Source organism: Streptomyces sp. NPDC055103 (assembly GCF_053607625.1).
In genome coordinates this window covers 17,018-38,628 of the sequence record NZ_JBSGTX010000018.1, presented here as the reverse complement: position 1 = coordinate 38,628, position 21,611 = coordinate 17,018, and the positions used below count along the sequence as shown (strand labels likewise).

The window sequence follows — 21,611 nt, the reverse complement described above, 5'->3', positions numbered from 1 at the left end:
CCCGCTCCCGATAGCCCGAGAAAGATGGATAGATCATGAAACGTACCCTTTTTGAAGCCGAGCACAAGGCTTACCGGGACAGTGTGCGGGCTTTCATCGACAAGGAGGTCGTGCCGCACTACGAGCACTGGGACAAGGCGGGCATCGTGCCCCGGCAACTCTTCACCGGCCTGGGCCGCCTCGGCGCGCTCGGCATCGCCGTGCCCGAGGAGTTCGGCGGTGCCGGGATCCACGACTTCCGCTACAACGTGATCCTGCAGGAGGAAGGTGCCCGCGCGGCGGTCTCTCCGGCGGTGCTCGGTCCCGCGCTGCACGCCGACGTGTGCTTGCCGTACTTCCTCGAGTGCACCAGCGCCGAGCAGAAGGCCCGCTGGCTTCCCGGCATTGCCTCCGGCGAACTGATCACCGCGATCGCCATGACCGAGCCGGGCACCGGGTCCGACCTGTCCGGCATCCGCACGAAGGCCGTCCGCGACGGCGACCACTACGTCATCGACGGCGCGAAGACCTTCATCACCAACGGCATCAACTCCGACCTGGTGATCGTCGCGGTCCGCACCGGCGAGCATCCGCACCGCGGCCTGAGCCTGATCGTCGTCGAACGCGACACCCCGGGCTTCGAACGCGGCCGCAAGCTCGAAAAGGTCGGACTGCACGCCCAGGACACCGCCGAACTATCCTTCACCGGCGCCCGGGTGCCGACGGCCAACCTGCTCGGCACCGAAGGCGAGGGCTTCTCCGCCCTGACCAGGAACCTCGCGCAGGAACGGATCTCGGTCGCGGTGTCCGGCCTGGCCCAGGCGACCGCCGCATTCGACTGGACCGTCACATACGTCCGCGAGCGCAAGGCCTTCGGCAAGCCCATCGGATCACTGCAGGTGATCCGGCACCGGCTCGCCGAGCTCGCGACCGAGATCGACGTGGCCCAGCACTACCTGGACCGCTGCATCCTCGCGCTCAACGCGGGCGAGCTGACCGCCGTCGACGCCGCCAAGGCCAAGTGGTGGTGCACCGAACTGCAAGGCAGGGTCGTGGACGCCTGCGTCCAACTCCACGGTGGATACGGCTACATGATCGAGTACCCGATCGCACGGGCGTGGCAGGACAGCCGGGTCACCCGCATCTACGCAGGCACGACCGAGATCATGAAGGAGATCATCGGCCGCTCCCTCGACCTCGGATAGCCGCCTCATCAGATCACCGAGCAAAGGAGCGCCTGATGCACGTGACCCAGACCCTGCGAAGAGCCCTCCAGCACGATCCTGGACGGCCGATGACGATCTACGGAGACCAGGTCCGGACGGTCGCCGAATCGGCGGAGCGAGTGGCCCGCTTCGCCGGCGCCCTGCGCTCGCTCGGCGTGCTGTCGGGGGACCGGGTGGGCATTCTCGCCTTGAACTCCGACTGCTACCACGAGTACCTCCTCGCGGTGCCGTGGGCCGATGCCGTGGTCAACCCGATCAACGTCCGGTGGAGCGTCGTCGAGATCGTCTACGCGCTGAGGGAGTCCGGTACGCGCGTGCTCCTGATCGACGACGCTTTCGCGGGCATGCTGCCCGCGCTGCGCGAGCAGTTCGCGGAACTGGCGACCGTGATCTTCATCGGTGACGGACCGCTCCCCGAGGGGGCCCTGGACTACGAGCACCTGCTCGCCTCCTGCGATCCGGTCGAGGACGCCCGCAGAGGGGGTGACGAGCTGTTCGGTGTCTTCTACACGGGTGGGACCACCGGGCATCCCAAGGGAGTGATGCTCAGTCACGACAACGTGCTGACCTCCGCTCTGGGTTCCCTCGCGACAGGCGCCTTCGTCGGCCCGGGCGGCCGGCTGCTGCACGCTGCGCCGATGTTCCACCTGGCCGACCTCGGCGCCTGGGTCGGCGGCATGCTGGTCGGCTCGACGCATGTGATCGTGCCGGCCTTCACCCCGGCCGGGGTGCTCCAGGCGATGTCCCGGCACCGCGTCACCGACACCCTGCTGGTCCCCACCATGATCCAGATGCTGATCGACGCCCCCGAGCTCCCAGGCCACGACGTCGGCAGCCTCCGCGCGGTCTTCTACGGAGCATCGCCGATCTCGGAGGCCGTGCTCGAACGAGCCCGCCGGGCGTTCCCCGCCACAGGCTTCGCCCAGTTCTACGGCATGACGGAACTCTCCCCGATCGCGACCGCCCTGACACCGGCCGACCACGAGGACCCGAAGCTGCTCCGCTCAGCAGGCCGCAGCGCTCCGCACTGCGAAGTACGCATCGTGAGCCCCGACGAGACCGAGGTTCCCCGCGGAACGATCGGCGAGATCGTCGTGCGCGGCGACAACGCAATGATCGGCTACTGGGGCAGGCCGCAGGACACCGAGGCGGCCCTGCGCGGTGGCTGGATGCACACCGGCGACGGCGGCTACATGGACGAACACGGCTACGTCTTCATCGTCGACCGGATCAAGGACATGATCGTCTCCGGTGGCGAGAACGTGTACTCCACCGAGGTCGAGAACGCGCTCGCCAAGCACCCCGCGGTGGCGACCTGCGCGGTCATCGGCGTGCCCGACCCGACCTACGGCGAGCGCGTACACGCCGTCGTGGTGCTCAAACCCGGCCGGTCCGCGGCGGAGGCGGAGCTGCGCCATGCCTGCCGTGAACACATCGCCGGCTACAAGGTGCCGCGCAGCATCGACTTCGTCGACACCCTGCCCACATCGGGGGCGGGCAAGATTCTCAAGCGGGAGCTGCGCCGGAAATACTGGGCGGACGACGAACGCCAGGTCCGCTGCGCTGCGCGTATGTGGCCCAGCCCTTGAACGAGGAGGAGACAGTGACGCTCGACACGGAGGCATCAGCACCTCCAGCCCCAGGCACTCGGCCCCGCAACCGCCGGGTGTTGATCATCGCCGCGGCACGCGAGCTGTTCTCCCGGTACGGCTTCGCCAACGTGGCGATGAGCGACATCGCCGCGGCGGTCGGTATCGGCCCCTCGGCGCTGTACCGGCACTTCAGCGGCAAGCATGAACTGCTCCATGCGGTCGTCGCCGAGGCCCTTCAGACGTACCTGGCCGGGCTGCACACCGCGCGACCGGGCGACCTGGGCGCGTTGGCCGACGAGTTCGCCGAGGCCGCCTTGGCCCGTCGCGAGCTCGGCGTGCTGTGGCAGCGCGAAGCCCGGCACCTGCCACCCGAACAGCACAGCGAACTCGGCGAGCAGCTGCGCACCGCCCGGCGCCTGTTCGTCGATCAGCTGACCGCGTTGCGGCCGGACCTGGACCCGGGCCACGCGGAACTTCTCGCATGGAGCACGCTCGACATCGCAGCCAGCATCGCCTACCAGCACATCGAGATGCCCACGCCCGAGTATGCGAGCCTGATCGCCGACCTCGTGCGGTGCGTGGCAACCGCCGACCTCCCGCACCTCGGTGATCGCGCCGCCGACCGCCCAGACGGCGGCCAGAGGCTTTCCCACCGCTCCCGTCGGGAGAGCCTGCTGGGCGCGGCAACCGCACTGTTCGCCGAACGCGGCTACGCCTCCGTCAGCTTGGAGGACACCGGCGCCGCCGTCGGAATCGCCGGGCAGAGCATCTACAACCACTTCTCCAGCAAGCACGAGATCCTCGCCACCGCCATGAACCGCAGCGCCGAACGGCTGTGGCTCGACCTGGCCGAGGTACTCGCCTGCGCGCACGACCATGCGGACGCCCTGCGTCTCCTCGTCCTGAAGTACACCCGGTTCGCACTGGCCCACCCCCACCTGGTGACACTCATCGTCACCGAGACCGAGCACCTCCCGGAAGAAGAGCGGCAACAGACCCGCCAGACCCAGCGCGACTACATCGACGAATGGCTGAACCTCCTGCGCTCTGTCCACCCGAGCATGTCCCCGGCCGAGGCGCGCGTCCGCGTACAGGCCGTACTCACCATCGTCAACGACATCGCCCGAACCCCCCGCCTGCGCACCCGGCCTGGCATCACGGACAACGTCCAACACCTCGGCTGCATCCTTCTCGCACTACGCGGCGACCCGTAACCGCTCCCTGAAGAGTGAGCGGACACCCACCCACGTGGCTACAGCCTGTTCTGACACACGCCAGCGATGCTCCCCAAGATCCCGTCCACCCGCCCGGCGCCCCGACGGGGCGATCTGCGGTCGCCGACAGCGAGAGGTACGGACAGCGGACGCCCTACCAGCCGTGCCGAGGTGCGGCGCCACGGAGACAATCACTCAGCTCGTTGCTCGTCGTCGTCCCGAACAAAATGGGCCATGCCACCGAGCGCCGATGTTGCCGCCGGAGCCGCTTCTCAGTGCAGTCACAAGCCCGTACCTGTTGGACCCCCGGTCGCGGGCTGACGACCGACCGCTCAGCTCACCGCCTCGGCACTCCTGTCACAAGCCGGTGCGGTCAGCCGGCCGCGCCCTGCAACAGGATGGCGGTGATGAAGTCCGGGGCCTGGCGAGGGCCCATGTGGCCTTCAAGGGTGAGCTCCCAAGCGGTCTCGGCCAGGCCACAGAAGGTCGAGGCCAGCCAGGTGGCCGGCATGTCCTTGCGCAGCAGGCCCGCCACCTGGCCGCGTTCGACGAACGAGACGGTCCGGCCGAAGACAACGTCGGCCCGGGCGCTCGCCTCGGGCACGCCCAGGACGTCCGGCTCGACGTAGACCAGGTTCCACAGCTGAGCGAACGGGACGTAGTCGTGCACCAGCGCGGCCAGTGCCTGCTCCATGGAGGCGGTACCGGTCTCAGCCCGGGAGAGGACCCGCTCGCAGTCATCCAGGACCTTCCCGGCCATCGCCTGCACCAGGTGCTGGCGGGTGGGGAACAGGCGGACCAAGGTCGCCCGGCTGATGCCCGCGCGCGTTGCGATGGTCTGCATCGACGCCCCTCTGTCCTTGGCGAGCACTGGGATCGCCGAGTCCAGCACATCTGTCGCGTCCGTACGCATCGCCGAAAAGACTCCCTTGCCTCTATTGACACACCGATGTATCAATCTATGCTTTGAAGCGTCAGTCCCATTGTACTGAAGGGGGTGTCACCCGTTGCCCGAAAGCCCTGTCCGCTCCGCGGCTACCGCCGTGACACGCTGCCTCTCCCCCGCTTCCACCGCCGTCAGGCGCACCGCGCTCCCGCCGCGGCCGCAAGCCCGCCCCCGAGGCGGCCAGGACTGAGGCTCCCGCACCCGATCCACTCAGCCCGAACGCCCGATCGGTCCACGCCACGCACAGCGGAACGGCGAGAGATGCGCACCCCAGACGGGGCAGCACTCAACCGGACCAGATCCGGGCTGCTCTGGGCCCGCCCGCCCAGCTGCTTCGAGATTCATCACAGACCCTGTCAGATCGCAGATCGGTATGAACATGACGATGCACCGTCGACGCTTCTTGCAGAGTGTGGGCCTCGGCCTGCCCAGCCTGGCGGTGCTGTCCGCCTGCCGGGCGGACGGCCTCGACGCCGCCACCGCGGCTGCCCCCGCGGGCCGTACCGGGGTGATCGTCATCGGCGCCGGGATCAGCGGTCTCGCCGCCGCCCGTCATCTGGCCGACCAGGGTGAGGACGTCCTGGTCCTCGAAGCCCGTGACCGGATCGGCGGCCGGATCTGGACCAGCGACGCGTGGGACGGCGCGCCGGTCGACCTCGGCGCGTCCTGGATCCACGGCACCGACAAGAACCCGATCACCGCGCTGGCCGCGAAGGCCAAGGCGCGGACGATCGAGACCGACCTGGAGAGCACCACCGGGTACCTCACCAACGGCAGTCAGGCCGAAGGCGCCCAGGCCCAGGCGCTCGAACGCTGGCGGGACGAGACCGCCGACGCCCTGACCGCCTACCAGAACAGCCAGGACAGGGACGCGGCGATGCGCGGCGTCGTCGAGCGCACGCTGGGCTGGTCCACGCTGCCGGATGGCGACAAGGCGATGATCAACAGCGCGCTCAACGACTACGAGCACGAGTACTCGGGCAGCGTGAGCCAGATGTCGACCCTCTACTTCGACAGCGACACCAAGATCAACGGCCCCGACGTACTGTTCCCGGACGGCTACGGGCAGATCACCGACCTCCTCGCGGCCGGGCTGACCATCCGCACCGGACACGTCGTCAAGCACATCGACTGGAACGGCGACGGCGTGAGCGTCGCCACCGACAAGGGCACCTTCCAGGCCGACCAAGTCGTGGTGACGCTGCCCCTGGGCGTCCTGCAGAGCGGCGCGGTCACCTTCGGTCCCGGCCTGCCCGAGGCCAAGCGCGACGCCATCGACAAGCTCGGCATGGGGCTGCTCAACAAGTGCTACCTGCGCTTCCCCCAGAAGTTCTGGCCCGACACCGACTGGCTGAACTACGTGCCGGCCCTGGACAAGTACGGGCAGTGGGCCCAGTGGATCAACGTCACCCGCGTCAACGGGCAGCCCGTACTGCTCGGCTTCAACGCCACCGACTTCGGCCGCACGATCGAAAGTTGGGACGACGCCGAGATCGTCGACAGCGCCATGGAGACGCTGAGGACCATCTTCGGCCCTGACATCCCCGCGCCGACCGGCCACCAGATCAGCCGCTGGGCGTCCGACCCGTACGCGCGCGGCGCGTACTCGTACAGCAAGCTCGGCTCCACGCCGGCCATGCGCGACCAGCTCGCGGCCGGCGTGGGCGACCGCGTGTTCTTCGCCGGCGAGGCGACCCACCGCAAGTCGTTCGCGACCGTCCACGGCGCCTACCTTTCAGGGATCCGCGCCGCCAAGGAGATCACCGGCTGAGAAGCCGCACACAAGGAAAGCCATCGGCCTCTGTCCCCGCCGTGCGCACGGCGGGGACAGAGGCGTGCCCAAACTGGCGCGGCCGTGCAGCGCCTCCTGGGCACGTCGGCGGTCAACCACGCGGAGTCATTGCCGTCTTGGGGAACCGTCTGTCCGAGCCGGGGCCGTTCTCCGCCGGGAATCTTCGCCGGATACGATCCGGTGCGATTCCGGCCAATGGCCAGAACCCAGTCCCTACCGCACCCCGTTCCAACTGCTCGACTCGCAAGGAGCCAGCGTGACCGCAGAGCCCTCCCCCGCCCCCTCGCCTTCGGCCTTCCAGGCGTTGTCCCTGGAGGACCCCCGCGAGATCGGCGGCTACCGCCTCTGCGCGCGGCTCGGCGCGGGCGGCATGGGCCATGTCTACCTGGCCCACACCCCGGGCGGGCGACCGGTCGCGCTCAAGGTGATCCGGCCCGAGCTCGCCCAAGACCCCGAGTTCCGGTACCGCTTCGCCCAGGAGGTCGCCAGCGCGCGGCGTATCCACGGCCTCTACACCGCCCAGGTGGTCGACGCCGGCACCGACGCCGCCACCCCCTGGCTCGCCACCGCCTTCGTCCCCGGCCCTTCCCTCCAGCAGGTCGTCCACCGCCACGGCCCGCTGCCCGAGCGGACCGTCCTGCTCCTGCTCGTCGGCATCGCCGAGGCCCTCCAGGCGATCCACGCAGCGGGCGTCGTCCACCGGGACCTCAAGCCCGCCAACGTCCTCGTCGCCGCCGACGGCCCCCGCGTGATCGACTTCGGCATCGCCCGCGCCGCCGACGCCAGCCCCCTCACGGGCACCGGCCTGCGCATCGGCTCTCCCGGCTTCATGGCCCCCGAACAGGCCCTCGGGCTGCCCGCCACCCCGGCCACTGACGTCTTCGCCCTGGGCGCCCTCATCGCGTATATAGGCTCGGGCACATCCCCCTTCGGAGACGGGCCCGAGCACGCGGCCCTCTACAGGGCGGTGCACGAGGAACCCGACCTCTCCCGCCTCCCGTACGGACTGCACGAACTGGTCCGGTACTGCCTGGCCAAGAACCCCGAGGACCGGCCCGGCACCGCCTGGCTGATCGAAGCCGCCCGCAGCCACCCCGCCACCGGCGGCGAACTCCGCTTCTCCGACGGCTGGCTGCCCCAGCAGGTCAGCAGCGAACTCCACCGCCACACCGACCTGCCGGACACACCTCCCCCGCCCGCCACCGTCCTCGACCCGGCCCGCGCGGTGGACGACGCCCCGACCGCACACGCCCGCCCCACCCCGGCGACCCCCCAGCCACAGCAGCCGGCCCCCGCCAGACGCAGAGCCACCACCCCCGCGCGGCGAGGCACCCGCACCGCGCTCCTGACAACCGCCGCCCTCCTCGCCGGCGCGACGGCGGCCTTCCTCCTGATCGACTCCGGATACCTGGACACCTCAGACGCCCCCGGCGCCGCACCGGCCGGCAGCCCTACCCCGTCCACCCCGCAGCCGGCCACCACCCACGGCTACACCGTGCCCTACACGAACGTCGAACTCACCTCCCCCGACTCCGACTACGAGATCGACCTGAGGACCGGGAAGGTGAGCCAGGAGACCCCCGCCTGGTACCTGGGCCGCGAAGCCGGCGAGTTCTACGTACCCGACGACAGCACCGCCTACATCGCACCGGACGGCCCCCTCGCCCTCCCCGACTGCCTCACCGGCCTCGACACCCAGCCCGCCTCGGCCCTGCCCTTCACCACCCTGCGCGCCGACCGCAGCTTCTGCGTCCGGGCCTACGGCGGCCGGGACATCGCCATCATCCGCACCCTCAATGCCCCCTCGGACGACGCCCCGTTGAAGGTCTCGATCACCTACTACCGCCGCGCCGCCTGAGCCCGGCCGACGCACGACCAGGGGGAACCGTCGTGTGCTTCAGCAGTTCCTAACGGAAGCCTTCTGAGGGCTCTCGCTTCTCGGCGTTCGACTCTGCCTTCTATTCGGGGCGAACGGCTTACAGCTGGCGATCAGGGCGGCCTGTGCAGCACCAGCCAGGTTGACGAGCCTCTGCTGCTGCCAGCTAAGGCGGCTTCGTGCATACCGTGGCATCGCCCCGTCGCCCTTGGCGGCGGGGCGTTAGGACACGCTCGACGACAAGGTGAGCGCCCATCTTCGCGTGGCACAGACGGCGAGCCAGAGATTCAACATCCATGCATCTATTGACACATCGCTGCCTCAATCTATTCTTTGATGTGTCCGCTTCCTGGGGTGCAGAGCGCTTCTCGTGGTGTCCCTCTGCCCCGTCGTCCTTGCCCGCGGCCCGTTCTGTGTCCCCCGCAGTGCGGCGTCGGGCGGCTTGCGCGGCAGGAGGGGCGTTGCGTGTGCGGTGCGGCACGCAGCGGGCAGCCTCGCGCGCGTTGTGGTGAGGCTGCCGACGCCGCCGACGCAGCGGAGTGCCAGACCCGTGCTCAACTCCCGTCGCCCCATGCGTCGCGCCGGAACGACAAGCACCCATCCGTCCGAGACCGAATCCCGCGTCAGATCGCAGATTGGTTGACCGCCATGACCTTGCAACGACGGAGTCTTCTGAAGGCACTGGGCATGGGTGTGCCCGCTGCGGCCGCCCTGGGCGCGATGGGAGTGGGCACCGCGGCCGGCGCTGTCCCCGCCGGGGTCGCTCCGGCCGCGGCTTCCGCAGCACGGCGCGACGTGATCGTGATCGGTGCCGGCATCAGCGGACTGTCTGCGGCTCGCTACCTCGCCGACCGCGGGGAGGACGTCCTGGTCCTGGAGGCGCGGGACAGGATCGGCGGACGGATCTGGACCAGCGGGCGCTGGTCGGATTCGCCGGCGGACATGGGGGCGTCATGGATCCACGGCGTCACCGGCAACCCGATCACCACGCTGGCTTCGCAGGCGAAGGCGAGAACGGTGCCGTCGAGCAACGACAGCACGACCTACTACCTGCCCTCGGGTGCACCGGCAACCGCCTCCCAGGTCAGGGCGCTCGACAACTGGGCGGCCAGGGCGGCAAACGCCCTTGCCTCCTATCAGGACACCCAGGACACGGACGCGTCCTTGCGGTCGGTGGTTCACAAGGCCGTCGGATGGTCCTCGCTGCCCGACTCCGACAAGGCCCTGCTCGGCTACGGCCTGAACGACTACGAACACGAGTACTCCGGCGGCGTGGACCAGATGTCGGCACTGAACTTCGACAGCGGCGCCGACCTCAAGGGCGGCGACGTGGTGTTCCCTCGGGGCTACCGCCAGATCACCGACCATCTCGCCAGTGGGCTGGCGATCCAGACCGGCCAGATCGTCAAGCGTGTCGACTGGAATGCCGCCGGAGTGAGCGTCACCACCGACAAGGGCACCTTCTCCGCCGACCATGTGGTGGTCACCCTGCCGCTGGGCGTCTTGCAGAGCGGCGCGGTCGCCTTCGGTCCCGGCCTGCCCGCCACCAAGCGCACCGCCATCGGCAAGCTCGGCATGGGCGTGCTCAACAAGTGCTACCTGCGCTTCCCCCGCACCTTCTGGCCGAACACCGACTGGCTTGGCTACGTGCCTCCCGTAACCCGGTACGGGCAGTGGGCGCAGTGGGTCAACGTGACCCGCGCGAACGGGCAGCCGGTCCTCCTCGGCTTCAACGCCGGCGGCTTCGGCCGCTCGGTCGAGGGCTGGAGCGACGGGCAAATCGTCGACAGCGCCATGGCCACTTTGAGGACGATGTTCGGCAGTGCGGTCCCCGCACCCGCGGACTACCAGGTCACCCGGTGGGCATCCGACCCGTACGCACTGGGCTCCTACTCCTACAACGGCATCGGCTCGACACCGGCGATGCGCGACCAGCTCGCTGCCGCTGTCGGTGGAAGGGTGCACTTTGCCGGCGAGGCGACCAGCCGCACATCCTTCGCCACCACACACGGCGCATACCAGTCCGGTCTCCGCGCCGCCAAGGAAGTCCTGGCCTGACGTGATTCCCAGTGGGCTCTTGGCGCCGGTCGAGGCCAGCCCACAACCGCGCCACCGCCCTTCTCCCCGTCGCACCGTGCCCGGCCGGGACCAATCCAGGGCACGGCCGCCCTTTCGTAGAGATGTAGGTGCCTTTGCCATGCCCACGACCGCGCTTACCGCGGGATCGCGCTCCTTCTGGGAGTCGGCCGCCGGCCTGGACGACGCCCTGCCCGCGGCTGCCGCCGGGCCTCTGAGCGGTTCGCTGGACGTCGACGTCGCCGTCATCGGCGGCGGTTACACCGGCCTGTGGACGGCCTATTACCTCAAGAAGGCACAGCCCTCGCTGCACGTCGCGGTGCTGGAACGCCACTCCTGCGGATTCGGGGCGTCCGGGCGCAACGGCGGCTGGCTCTACAACGGTTTCGCGGGCCGGTCTGTCTTCGCCGAACGCTACGGCACCGAGCGGGCCATCGCGATGCAGCGGGCGATGAACGACACGGTCGACGAAGTGCTGCACGTCTGCGAGGCCGAGGGCATCGATGCTCACCAGACCAAGGGCGGGGTGCTGGAGGTCGCCTGCACCCCTGCCCAGGTCGAGCGCCTGAACGCGTTCGTGGCCACCGAGCACGCATTCGGACAGACGCACGTCCAACGCCTCGACGCCGCTCACGCTGCGGAGCGGATCGCGATCCCCGGCGTGCTGGGGGCGAGCTGGGACCCGGATGGGGCCCGGATCCAACCCGCTCTGCTGGTGCGGGGCCTGGCGGCCGCAGCCCGGCGTGCGGGCGTGGACATCTACGAGAACACGGCCGTGACGCACATCCTTCCCGCCGAGGACGGCCGGCCTGCCCGCGCCGTTACCGACGGCGGCACGGTGTCGGCGGCCTACGTGCTGCGCTGTACCGAGGGCTTCACCGCCGACCTGCCGGGCGAGCGCCGATCGTGGCTTCCGATGAATTCCTCACTGATCGTCACCGCACCACTGTCCACATCGTTCTGGGCCTCGGTCGGCTGGGAGGGACGGGAGGTGCTGGGGGACTTCGCGCACGCCTACATGTACGCCCAGCGCACCGCCGACGACCGCATCGCGCTGGGCGGCCGGGGGGTGCCCTACCGGTTCGGCTCCCGCACCGACGTCGTGGGGGCGACCCCCCGCCGGACCGTCGAACAGCTGACGACGATCTTGCACCGCATGTTTCCGGGCGCCCGCGGTGTGCCGGTGGAGCAGGCGTGGTCGGGCGTGCTCGGCGTCCCCCGGGACTGGTGTAGCACCGTGGCTCTCGACCGTGCCTCGGGCCTGGGGTGGGCCGGCGGCTACGTCGGCAGCGGGGTGACCACCGCCAACCTGGCCGGCCGTACCCTGCGCGACCTCGTCCTCGGGCAGAAGACCGAGCTGACCGCGCTTCCCTGGGTGGGGCACCGCGTACGCAGGTGGGAGCCTGAACCGCTGCGGTGGATGGGCGTGCACGGCCTTTACGCCGCCTACCACCTGTCCGACGCTCTCGAGCGTGGCGGGTGCCGGCGCACCCCTGCGCTGGCACGCATCGCGAACGCAGTGGCCGGACGGAACTGAGGCTCTCCAACTCCTGCACCATGTCCGATATATAGCTGTCTTCTCTATTTCCCCGTGTCTTCCACCTGGTTTCGCTGGGGATGTTGGATCTACTGGTTCGATGGTCAAGGAGTGGTGGCGGGTGCTAGGAGGGCGGGCGCGCGTATGGGCAGGGGTCGCAGCGGCGGTCCTTGTTGTGGCTGTGGCGTGTGGCATCGGCCTTGCGGCCTTCGCTGCCGATTTCGAGAGCCAGCCGGGGGCTGTGGTTACAGGAGCGGTGGGCGCAAAGGACAGGGTGTCCATCGAGGTCTCAGTGCAGCGGGTGCACCCGGACCGGGATGACCTGGATGTGCGGGTGTGGGTGGAGCCGCACGGTGCGCTGGCGTCCTCGCGAGGCGAGACCCCCGCCCGGGAGATCGAGGTGATGACGCCCGGGCTGACAGGCCGCTCCCTCGTGTTCCCGGCCGGCCAGCGCATGGGGGCCCATGATCTGGTAGTGGAACTGGCCAGTGGCGAGTTCGCCAACTATCCGTTCGACCGCTACACGACCTCACTCTACTTCTCCGCTACAGCGGCCGGTCGCCCGGTGCCGGTCGAACTGAGGCTGGACGAGGCCGATCCGCTGTTCACACTGCGCGCCACGGGAAGCGACGGGCTGGAGCCCAGCTTCGACGTCACGCTTGCCCGAAGCCGCGGCACGTTCGCCATGGTGAGCCTGATGTTCATCGTGATGTGGACCCTGGCGCTCGCCGTCGCGGTCGGCGCACTCGTGATCGGCGGGACCCGCAGAGGACTGGTCTGGCCGGCGATGGGCTGGATGGCGGCGACTCTCTTCGCCCTGGCAGCGTTCCGCAACACGGCACCGGGTACGCCGCCGATCGGATGCCTGCTGGACTACACGGCGTTTCTGTGGGCGGAGGCAATCGTCGCCTTCTCAGTGGGGTACGTCGTGCTGCGCGGGACCCCCGTGGAACTGAGGCCGTCTCCGGAGGCGTCATGAGCGCCGGCGGGGCGGGCATGTCCCTGCGCAGGAGGCCGCCCCCTTACGCCCGTTCGACGAAGGAAACGGCACGGCGGAACACAACCGACACCCGGCGGCGATCCATAAACACCCACCGCGGCAGCGTCCAAGCTCCGTAGCAGCCGGGAGCACGAATCAGGCCGCCCCCTGCCTGTGGCCACGCAGGCGCCGACCCGCACGGCCCTCCACTGCCACATGCCCCGAACCGGCTGCCTGACCCGTGGCGCCCCCTTCTGATCCGCCACACCCTCACCCAGAACACAGATCGGCACAAATGTGACCATTCACCGTCGACGAGTCCTCGCGGGTCTCGGCCTCGGCCTGCCCGCCGCGGGCCTGCTCTCCGCCTGCCGGGCGGACGACCTCGAAGCCACCAGCGCGCCCACCGCCGCGGCGCGCACAAGGGTCATCGTCATCGGCGCAGGCATCAGCGGCCTGGCCGCAGCCCGCCACCTCGTAGACCAAGGAGAGGACGTCCTTGTTCTGGAGGCCCGCGATCGCATCGGCGGCCGCATCTGGACCAGCGACGACTGGGACGGCGCACCCGTCGACCTCGGCGCCTCGTGGATCCACGGCATCGACAAGAACCCCATCACCGACCTGGCCGCGAAGGCCAAGGCGAAAACGGTCGTGACCGACCTGGAAAGCACCACCGACTACCTTCCCGACGGCCAGGAAGCCGAAGGCGCCCAGGCCCGGGCCCTTGAGAACTGGCAGGACAAGACCGCCGACGCCCTCGCCGACTACCAGGCCGAGCAGGACCGTGACGCGCCCATGCGCAGCGTCGTCGAACGCACCCTGCGCTTCTCCACCCTGCCCGACGGCGACAAGGCCCTGGTCAACAACGCCCTCAACGACTACGAGCACGAGTACTCCGGCAGCACGACCCAGATGTCCACGCTCTACTTCGACAGCGACGACTCCCTCAACGGCGACGACGTGCTCTTCCCCAAGGGATACGGGCAGATCACCGACTACCTCGCCGACGGCCTCGCCATCCGCCTCGGTCAGCGCGTCAAGCACATCGACTGGAAATCCGGCGGCGTCACCGTCCGCACGGACAAGGGCACCTTCCAGGCCGACCAGGTCGTCGTCACCCTGCCCCTCGGCGTTCTGCAGAGCGGCACGGTCACCTTCGCACCCGGTCTCCCCGCTGCCAAGCGCACCGCGATCGACAAACTGGGTATGGGCGTGCTCAACAAGTGCTACCTGCGCTTCCCCAGGAAGTTCTGGCCCGACACCGACTGGCTGAACTACGTACCGCCCGTGGACAAGTACGGCCAGTGGGCCCAGTGGATCAACGTCACGCGCGCCAACGGAGAACCGGTGCTACTCGGATTCAACGCCGCAGACTTCGGCCGCACCATCGAAGGCTGGAGCGACACGGAGATCGTCAACAGCGCCATGCAAACCCTGAAGACCATCTTCGGGCAGGACATCCCCGCCCCGGTCGACCACCAGATCACCCGCTGGGCCTCCGACCCCTACGCCCGCGGCTCCTACTCCTACTACAAGGTCGGCTCCAACCCCGCGATGCGCGACCAGCTCGCGGCCAGCATCGCCGACCGCGTCTACTTCGCCGGCGAGGCGACCAGCCGCAAATCCTCCGCCACCGTCCACGGCGCCTACCTCTCGGGTATCAGCGCCGCCAAGGAAATCGCCGGCTGACGAGATACACCACACCACCGTCCCCGCCGCCCGCCTCGGCGGGGACATGACCCCGCCCCCGACCGGTTCGGCAACCGTTCGCCCAGCTATGGAACCGGTCTACGTCGAACCGGACGTCCAGGGTGTACCCGAGGCCAGCGCCCGGGCCGAGACGGTCTTCGCCCGGACCGTCTCATGCGTCGAACGCGCCCAGACGGCGGGCCTGCTGCGCAAGGACATGCTGGCCACCTGGCTCGCCTCGACCTTCTGCGGCCTTGCCGAGACCGCATGGGAGCTGACACTCGAACGCCACATGGGCCCCCGCCAGGCCCCCGACTTCATCACCACGATCCTGCTGCGCGGCGCCATCGCCTGACAGACCCCGGGCGCGCGCTCCCGAGCCCGCGCCGGCCACGTGCGGACACGAGGCGTGGTGCCCTGCTTTCTACTGAAAATAGTCACATTTCGACCGGCCCCGCCCCACCCGGGAGGGGTGCACGAGCCGCAACTAAGGGAATACGACATGACAATGACATACCGTCAGGGCAGGCCGCTGCTGTCGGCGCTGTCGACCGGAATCGCAGCCACCGCCCTCATACTGGGGCTCGCCACGACGGCCGGCGCCGCTCCACTCCCGAGTCCGGCGACGACTGGGCTGAAGCCCGAGCCCTACGCCTCGGCGTCCAAGGTAAAGCCCGGACGCAAGGTACCGCCGATCATGTACTTCGGCACCATCAACACCTTCGGACAGAACGCCGAGCACGAGCGGATCACCCGCGCGGCCCTGGCCTGCGCACCCGGCGACGACCCCGGCGCTGCCGGCACATGCTTCCAGCCCAACTCCCTGAGCCAATTGGCCGGAGCGAACGGGACGATGGGTGCCATCGGCGCACCGGACATGGACCAGATATTCACCGAAGCAGCGCACTGCGACGGCGCCGACTACCTGAACGTGGCCGGCTACCCCCGGACACGGGCGCAGGCCACATCGGTGCTACAAGCCTGCATCTCGCACCTCAAAGGTCAGTTCAACCGCGGCGTGGACCAGGCGGACGCGCTCGTGAACACCACGGGCACCGTCAGCACCCCCGACACCGACCTCTCCTCCGACTGCACCTTCGTGCTGGGGGTGCAGGGCCGCGGCAAGTGCAACGCCATCGAGGGCTTCGGGCGGGCGATGCACGGAACGCAGGACTTCTACTCGCACAGCAACTGGGCGGACCAGTCGGACAGCAGCTCCGTTATCGGCATCAACAACCCGCCCGGCCTGGCCCGTACCGGCGCAGCGCCCTTCCTCCAGATGGCCGCCGCGGCACCGTCGGCCTCCGACATCCCCGGCGACCTCACGACGGGTTGCTTCAGCCTCAGTCCGTGGGGCTGCGGCAACCGAATCACCCATGGCGTGCTGAACAAGGACAACGGAACCATCGACGCCGCCACTGGGGAGGCCACATCCCCGACCACCCCCAGGGGGCAGATCGCTGACAACTTCAGCGCTGCCGTCCAGGCGGCCATCGCCGACACCCGCTCCCAGTGGGCCGGATTCCACAGCGCCCTCATCGCGCGCTACGGCAGCGTCCGGGGACAGCGCATGGCATGTGCAATGACTCAGGACAACCCCGTGCGCGACTGCCGATAACGCCCCTGCCAAGGCCGGGCCTGCCTCGCTCGCGGAGCGGGACGCCAGCCACCTGCTGATCCCGCTCTGCGACACCGGTTCCACTGCTGACCTGACCGAGACAGACATGAGGGTGCGTGCCGGTGCCCGGCACGCACCCTCATGTTGTCCAACGTTCACGCAGACACCCTCCCGCTGCACGGAGTGGCTTGTACTTCGCGCCTGGTGTTCCGTCTTCCCCGAGGCCGCTTTCACTCCTGCACCGTCGCAGGCCGGCACCCTCTCTTCTGGCCGTGTGGAGGCCAGCGAGCAAGTAACGTGTGGCATCCGTCACGCCATTGGGTAGGGATAGCGACACGATGCGCTGCTGCTACGCAACACCGACCGCGTCGTCGGCCGCCCTGTAAAGCGACACAACCTGCGGGGGACACGGTCTCTGCGGAAACAAAGCGGTCCCGCCCGGCCGCCCGCGTGCAGGACCTCGTCGTCCTCGCCGTCACCGAGTGGCTCGACCACCCGGACCGCGAGAGAGCGTTCCTCCAGGCGTACGGGCGCGACCTCACCGGCGCCGAACGGCATGCACTGCGCTGCCTGACCGCGCTGGACGCGGTCAACTGCCTGGCCTGGGGCCCGGATAACGGCCACCCCGAGGTCACCGCCAGAGGCCGGCGGACCCTGGAGCGGCTCATGAAGGAGGACCGGCCGTGAGCAACGTCCATCGCAGCATCACGCACGTCATGGTCCTGCTGCGCCAGCCGGCCGACGGCCGGGTTCTCACCGTCCGGCACCAGCCGCGGTCGTGGCACTCCCCCGGGCTGCTCACCGTCGTCGGCGGCCGGCTCGAAGCCGACGAGTTCTTCGACGCGGGCGCCGCACGCGAGCTCGCCGAGGAGACCGGCGTCCTCATTACCCCGGGCCGTCTCGAGTTCTGCCAGCTGGTCCACCTTCACGCCGCGGACGGGGAACGGGTGACCGGCGTCGTCTTCCTGGCCAGGGAGTGGGAGGGCGAGCCGCACAACAGGGAGCCGGCCACCCACAGCGAGCTCGTCTGGGTCGATCCCGCCAGCCCGCCCGACGACTGCCACCCTTTCACCCGCGAGATCCTCCGCTTCTACGCCGCCGGGCAGCGGTACGCAAACGTGATCGCCCCTGAGCCGGCCGTGGGGGGTGAGCCCCGGTGACGGTCGCCGCCGGGACCCGTAAGGCGACCGCCTGGGCGCTGCCGGCCTACCGGTACCTGCTCGGCAGCGAGGCCGTGACCCTGGCCGGGTCGGGGGTGAGCGCCGTCGCTCTGCCCGCGCTCGCAGTCCTGGAACTGCGCGCCACCACCGGGCAGGTGGCGACGCTCGCCTTCCTCGGCCAGCTTCCCAGCACGCTCGCTCTCTGGGCCGGGGCCTTGTCGGACCGGCACGCCAAGCGTTTCCAGCTCCTCGTCTCGGACCTGGTGGCCGCCGCAGCGCTCACCACGATCCCGGCCGCCGCTCTGGCCGGGGTGCTCACCATCGGCCAGCTGTGCGGGGTGACGCTCGCGGTGGGCGCGGCCAAGGTGGTCCGCGACGCCGCCGCCATCAGTCTCCTGCCGGCCATCGTCGCCCCGCACCTGCTGCACGACGCCAACTCCCGCCTGGGCGCAGCTTCCTCGGTGGCCGACAGCGCGGGCAGCAACGTCGGTGCGGCGCTCGTGGGCGCCGTCGGCGCCGCACGGTCACTCCTCGTCGACGCCGCCTCCTTCCTCGCCTCCGCCTGGCTGGTCTGGCGCATCCGCGCGCCCGAGCCACACGTGTCCCCCGTCGGGGCCGAGAAGTCACGCGGCCTCACCCGGGACATCGCCGCCGGCGTGCGCTACGTGATCGGGCAGCCGACGATCCGCACGGTGATCGCGGCCCTGGCCGTGCTGTCCTTCGGCCTCGCGCTGATGAACACCTTCTGGGCGTACTACCTGCTCACCACGCTCGGTGTCTCCCCGACCGCGTTCGGGGTGATCATGGGCGCCGGGGGCATGGGCAGTCTGGCCGGTGCGCTGCTCACCTCACGGATGACGGACCGGTTCGGCGTGGGCCCGGTGATCATCATCGGGTTCGCGGTCAGCCCTCTCGCCCAGGTGCCGATCCTTCTGGCCGGGCCCGGCCGCGGCTGGCAGATCGTCCTGGCCGCGGCGCTCGCCGCCCAGTTGTTCTGGGCGACGGCCGCGGGAGTCAGCCAGCGCACCTTGCGGCAGATCCTGTGCGACCCGGCCTTTCAGGGTCGGATGCAGGCGGTCAGCACCACCGTGACCGCCGGAAGCCGTCCGCTGGCCGCCGCGAGCGCCGGCGCACTCACACTCGTCCTGGATGTGCCGGTCGTCCTCGCCGTCGGTGCCCTGCTCCAGATCGTGCCGGTCCTCCTGCTGCTGGCCTCCCCCGTACGCGCTCTGCGAACCATGCCCACCCCGCCCATCCCCACGGCCGTGCCGCCCGCCCGAGAAGGAACCTCGTGACCGCCACCGCATCCACCGCGACCCCGGCCTACTGGGAGCCGCTCTGGCACAGCCGCCGCCGCTACCGGCCGCTGTGCCAGGCCGAGAAACAGCTGCTGGCCGAGCACCTCGGCCCCGGCGAGAGCCGCCCCGCCCTCGACATCGGCAGCGGCGACGGCGGCCTCGCCCGCCACCTCCACCACGAACTCGGCTACCGCACGACCGGCATCGACTGCTCCCCCAGCGCCATCACCCTCGCCACCGCCCAGGACACCGGGCCCGGACCGACGTGGCAGTGCCTGGACATCGCCACCGACAACCTCACAACGCTCCCGGACCCGGCCTACGCCCTCATCACCTGCCGCCTGGTCTACCGGTGGATGGACGACAAACCCGGCTTCCTCAACCGGGTCCGCCGCCTGCTCACGCCCGGCGGCACCTTCTGGGTCGTCACCGAGATCGCCGGCCGCCGCACGACCACCGACCCGAACCTCCTCGGCCTCGGCATCCAGCCCGCAGACGCCGAACTGCTCACGGCCGGCTGGTCCGCCTCGCGGACCACCGACCTCGACGTCCTGCGCTGCTACGCCCTGCGCCCCTGACCACCCGGCCCCGCGAACGGAAGGAAGTCCCTCGTGCTGGACGTCGAGAAGGAAATCGGCAAGATCTGGACCCTCTACGGCCGCCATCAGCTCGACCGCACGTTCGACCTGCCTGAGCTGGACGAATGGGCCTGGGATATGGCGCAGGCCGGACCCGGAATCAGCGTGCTCGGCGAGGTCGCCGGCCTGCGCGTCCTGGACCTGGGATCCGGAGTCGGCCGACACGCCGCCCACCTGGCCGCCCTCGGCGCCGACGTCACCGCCGTCGACGCCTCCCCCACCCAGCACCAGCGCGCCCTCGCCCGCTACCCCGACACCCCCGGCCTGCGCCTGGTGTGCGCCGACGCCGTCGACCACCTACGGGAAGCCGACCCCTACGACCTGATCTACTCCGTCAGCGGCGTGCCGTTCCTGGATCCGCACCGCCTTCTGCCCGCCCTGGCCAACAGCCTCAGGCCCGGGGGGCGGCTGGTGTTCAGCGCGCTGCACACCAGCTCCCGCGGCGACGGTCCGTCCGACTCCGTCACCGCCCGCCCGGAGATCCTGCGGCTGCCCGGTTCGGACATCGAGCACCAGATGCACATGTGGGTCCTCGAACCGCAGCTGTGGGAGGACCTCCTCGTCGACCACGGCCTTGTCATGGAGGCGGTCACGACGATCGACTCCCCGCAGGCCGACCAGCCGCTGTCGTACCGGCTGTACGCGGCTCGCCGCCCGGAACGGATCCGCAGCCGGCCCAGGACGTCGGCGCCGCCCGCGCCCCACGCGGCGCTGGGGGTCGGCATCATCGTGCACGGCCCGGACGGTGTCCTGCTGGGGCGCCACCGGCGCGGAACGTGGGAATTGCCCGGCGGATCGTTGGAGCCCGGCGAGACGTTCATCGAAGCAGCGATCCGGGAGCTCGCTGAGGAAACCGGGCTGACCGCGGAACCCGCCGATGTGCAGCTGCTCGGCACGCTTCTTGACCATGTGGGCGGCGTCCTCCGGCTCACCGTGCCCGCGCTGGTCACCCGTTGGTCCGGCGCCCCCCGGGAGCTGGAGAAGACCATCGGCGCGTGGCGGTTCTGGAACCTCGACGCACTACCCCAACCCCTCTTCGAGCCCACCAGCCAGTGCCTGACGGCGTGGAACCAGAACCTCCCCCTCGACCACCCGCCAGCCGACTTCCAGCCCTACAACACCGGCCTCGCCTAGCCCGGCGGCCACCACCACCTCAGTAAAGGAGCCCTGCCATGGCCCAGCCATCGCGCCCTTCACTCCTCGCCGTCTTCGGCCACCCCGACGACGAAGCACTGCTGGCAGGGGGCGTCCTGGCGCAGCACGCCGCCGCGGGAGCGGACACGGCCGTCGTCACGGCGACGTGGGCCTCTGATACCCATCGAGCCGCAGAGCTGGCCGATGCCTTGGCTGTTCTCGGCGCCGGGGAACCGCGGATGCTCGGCTACGCCGATGCGCGCGTCCCCGAATCGGCCCCCGCACGGCCTCGGCTGTGCGATACGCCGATCGACGAGCTGACCGAGGCGATCGTCTCCCACATCAGGGCGGTACGCCCGCAGATCCTGATCACCCACGACGCGTACGGTCAGCTGACCGGGCATCCCGATCACGTCCGCACCCACCAGGCGACCCTCCTCGCCTTCCACGCAGCCGGACTCGAACACCGCTACCCGGACGCGGGACCGCCCTGGCGCCCCCATGCCCTGTACGCGGCCACGCACCCGCACTCGGGTGCCGGCACTTTGAGCGCGATCATGAAGCGGGTCGGCAAAACGACACTGCGCGTCCCGGACGAGCAGGTCACCACGGCGGTCGACGTGGGCAGCCATCTCAGCCAGAAGTGGCGGGCCATCCTTGCCCACAGGAGCCAGGTCACCAGGGAACGCCCCCTGCCCGGGATCCTCTCCCGCCTCGCGCCCGTCGACCGTGAACCACTCATCCAGACCGAGTACTTCACCCGCCTCTCGCCCGACCACATGCCCGACATGCGGCCGAACCTAGCCATCTGACGATCACAGTGAACACGAACCGAATCAGCGTCGCGCTACGCGCCC

The 21,611-nt window shown here is 69.8% G+C and carries 18 protein-coding genes; 17 read left to right on the top strand and 1 reads right to left on the bottom strand.

Translation table 11 applies throughout. The annotated features are described in order from the left end of the window. Positions 1 to 35: 35 nt before the first annotated feature. The 3 genes from ACWFR1_RS14260 (at position 36) to ACWFR1_RS14250 (ending at position 4,011) form a co-directional block, all read left to right on the top strand. Complete coding sequence (locus tag ACWFR1_RS14260; protein WP_453550455.1) at positions 36 to 1,184, top strand: acyl-CoA dehydrogenase family protein; 1,149 nt, start codon at positions 36 to 38, stop codon at positions 1,182 to 1,184. Positions 1,185 to 1,219: 35 nt separating this feature from the next. Further along, complete coding sequence (locus ACWFR1_RS14255) at positions 1,220 to 2,794, top strand: acyl-CoA synthetase (RefSeq protein WP_453550453.1); 1,575 nt, start codon at positions 1,220 to 1,222, stop codon at positions 2,792 to 2,794. Positions 2,795 to 2,871: 77 nt separating this feature from the next. Continuing rightward, positions 2,872 to 4,011 carry a TetR/AcrR family transcriptional regulator gene (locus ACWFR1_RS14250; RefSeq protein WP_453550450.1) on the top strand — a complete coding sequence of 380 codons (1,140 nt, stop codon included), beginning with the start codon at positions 2,872 to 2,874 and terminating at the stop codon, positions 4,009 to 4,011. Positions 4,012 to 4,384: 373 nt separating this feature from the next. Here the strand turns inward: ACWFR1_RS14250 and ACWFR1_RS14245 are convergent, their stop codons facing one another. Continuing rightward, positions 4,385 to 4,855: a TetR/AcrR family transcriptional regulator gene (locus ACWFR1_RS14245; protein ID WP_453550447.1), complete on the bottom strand. Its 471-nt coding sequence runs from the start codon at positions 4,853 to 4,855 to the stop codon at positions 4,385 to 4,387. A 487-nt stretch (positions 4,856 to 5,342) separates the two neighbouring features. On the opposite strand from ACWFR1_RS14245, the gene ACWFR1_RS14240 reads away from it, so the two are divergent. From ACWFR1_RS14240 to ACWFR1_RS14175, 14 genes are all read left to right on the top strand, one after another. After that, positions 5,343 to 6,728 (top strand): flavin monoamine oxidase family protein, encoded by a 1,386-nt coding sequence (locus ACWFR1_RS14240; RefSeq protein ID WP_453550445.1) that lies wholly within the window; start codon positions 5,343 to 5,345, stop codon positions 6,726 to 6,728. 277 nt (positions 6,729 to 7,005) lie between these two features. Next, positions 7,006 to 8,607: a serine/threonine-protein kinase gene (locus ACWFR1_RS14235; protein ID WP_453550442.1), complete on the top strand. Its 1,602-nt coding sequence runs from the start codon at positions 7,006 to 7,008 to the stop codon at positions 8,605 to 8,607. Between the two features lie 705 nt (positions 8,608 to 9,312). Next, positions 9,313 to 10,683: a flavin monoamine oxidase family protein gene (locus ACWFR1_RS14230; RefSeq protein WP_453550440.1), complete on the top strand. Its 1,371-nt coding sequence runs from the start codon at positions 9,313 to 9,315 to the stop codon at positions 10,681 to 10,683. A 139-nt stretch (positions 10,684 to 10,822) separates the two neighbouring features. Continuing rightward, the gene (locus tag ACWFR1_RS14225) at positions 10,823 to 12,238 is read left to right on the top strand and encodes an NAD(P)/FAD-dependent oxidoreductase (RefSeq protein WP_453550438.1); all 1,416 of its coding nucleotides are present in this window, start codon (positions 10,823 to 10,825) and stop codon (positions 12,236 to 12,238) included. A gap of 100 nt (positions 12,239 to 12,338) precedes the next feature. Next, complete coding sequence (locus ACWFR1_RS14220; protein ID WP_453550436.1) at positions 12,339 to 13,217, top strand: DUF4436 family protein; 879 nt, start codon at positions 12,339 to 12,341, stop codon at positions 13,215 to 13,217. A 297-nt stretch (positions 13,218 to 13,514) separates the two neighbouring features. Next, positions 13,515 to 14,906, top strand: coding sequence for a flavin monoamine oxidase family protein (locus ACWFR1_RS14215; RefSeq protein ID WP_453550433.1), 1,392 nt, complete (start codon positions 13,515 to 13,517; stop codon positions 14,904 to 14,906). 88 nt (positions 14,907 to 14,994) lie between these two features. Beyond that, positions 14,995 to 15,261, top strand: a complete 267-nt coding sequence (locus ACWFR1_RS14210) for a hypothetical protein (RefSeq protein ID WP_453550430.1) — start codon at positions 14,995 to 14,997, stop codon at positions 15,259 to 15,261. A gap of 153 nt (positions 15,262 to 15,414) precedes the next feature. After that, positions 15,415 to 16,524: a CinY protein gene (locus tag ACWFR1_RS14205; protein ID WP_453550428.1), complete on the top strand. Its 1,110-nt coding sequence runs from the start codon at positions 15,415 to 15,417 to the stop codon at positions 16,522 to 16,524. Between the two features lie 450 nt (positions 16,525 to 16,974). Further along, entirely contained in the window at positions 16,975 to 17,211 is a 237-nt protein-coding gene (locus ACWFR1_RS14200) for a hypothetical protein (RefSeq protein ID WP_453550426.1), read from the top strand. Continuing rightward, positions 17,208 to 17,684 (top strand): NUDIX domain-containing protein, encoded by a 477-nt coding sequence (locus ACWFR1_RS14195; protein ID WP_453550424.1) that lies wholly within the window; start codon positions 17,208 to 17,210, stop codon positions 17,682 to 17,684. Before ACWFR1_RS14200 ends, ACWFR1_RS14195 begins: the two co-directional genes overlap by 4 nt. Then, positions 17,681 to 18,979, top strand: a complete 1,299-nt coding sequence (locus ACWFR1_RS14190; RefSeq protein WP_453550422.1) for an MFS transporter — start codon at positions 17,681 to 17,683, stop codon at positions 18,977 to 18,979. Before ACWFR1_RS14195 ends, ACWFR1_RS14190 begins: the two co-directional genes overlap by 4 nt. Then, the gene (locus tag ACWFR1_RS14185; RefSeq protein WP_453550419.1) at positions 18,976 to 19,560 is read left to right on the top strand and encodes a class I SAM-dependent methyltransferase; all 585 of its coding nucleotides are present in this window, start codon (positions 18,976 to 18,978) and stop codon (positions 19,558 to 19,560) included. The genes ACWFR1_RS14190 and ACWFR1_RS14185 overlap by 4 nt, the downstream gene beginning before the upstream one ends. A 33-nt stretch (positions 19,561 to 19,593) precedes the next feature. Further along, positions 19,594 to 20,754 carry a bifunctional class I SAM-dependent methyltransferase/NUDIX hydrolase gene (locus ACWFR1_RS14180; RefSeq protein ID WP_453550417.1) on the top strand — a complete coding sequence of 387 codons (1,161 nt, stop codon included), beginning with the start codon at positions 19,594 to 19,596 and terminating at the stop codon, positions 20,752 to 20,754. 38 nt (positions 20,755 to 20,792) lie between these two features. Further along, positions 20,793 to 21,566 carry a PIG-L deacetylase family protein gene (locus ACWFR1_RS14175; protein ID WP_453550415.1) on the top strand — a complete coding sequence of 258 codons (774 nt, stop codon included), beginning with the start codon at positions 20,793 to 20,795 and terminating at the stop codon, positions 21,564 to 21,566. The last annotated feature ends 45 nt before the right edge of the window (positions 21,567 to 21,611 follow it).

Excerpts from the sequence above, each read along its gene's own strand:
- ACWFR1_RS14220 (WP_453550436.1), top strand. The coding sequence starts at position 12,339 with ATGGTCAAGGAGTGGTGGCGGGTGCTAGGAGGGCGGGCGCGCGTATGG.
- ACWFR1_RS14210 (WP_453550430.1), top strand. The coding sequence starts at position 14,995 with ATGGAACCGGTCTACGTCGAACCGGACGTCCAGGGTGTACCCGAGGCC.
- ACWFR1_RS14240 (WP_453550445.1), top strand. The coding sequence starts at position 5,343 with ATGCACCGTCGACGCTTCTTGCAGAGTGTGGGCCTCGGCCTGCCCAGC.
- ACWFR1_RS14260 (WP_453550455.1), top strand. The coding sequence starts at position 36 with ATGAAACGTACCCTTTTTGAAGCCGAGCACAAGGCTTACCGGGACAGT.
- ACWFR1_RS14225 (WP_453550438.1), top strand. The coding sequence starts at position 10,823 with ATGCCCACGACCGCGCTTACCGCGGGATCGCGCTCCTTCTGGGAGTCG.
- ACWFR1_RS14230 (WP_453550440.1), top strand. The coding sequence starts at position 9,313 with ATGGGTGTGCCCGCTGCGGCCGCCCTGGGCGCGATGGGAGTGGGCACC.
- ACWFR1_RS14175 (WP_453550415.1), top strand. The coding sequence starts at position 20,793 with ATGGCCCAGCCATCGCGCCCTTCACTCCTCGCCGTCTTCGGCCACCCC.
- ACWFR1_RS14205 (WP_453550428.1), top strand. The coding sequence starts at position 15,415 with ATGACATACCGTCAGGGCAGGCCGCTGCTGTCGGCGCTGTCGACCGGA.
- ACWFR1_RS14255 (WP_453550453.1), top strand. The coding sequence starts at position 1,220 with ATGCACGTGACCCAGACCCTGCGAAGAGCCCTCCAGCACGATCCTGGA.
- ACWFR1_RS14245 (WP_453550447.1), bottom strand. The coding sequence starts at position 4,855 with ATGCAGACCATCGCAACGCGCGCGGGCATCAGCCGGGCGACCTTGGTC.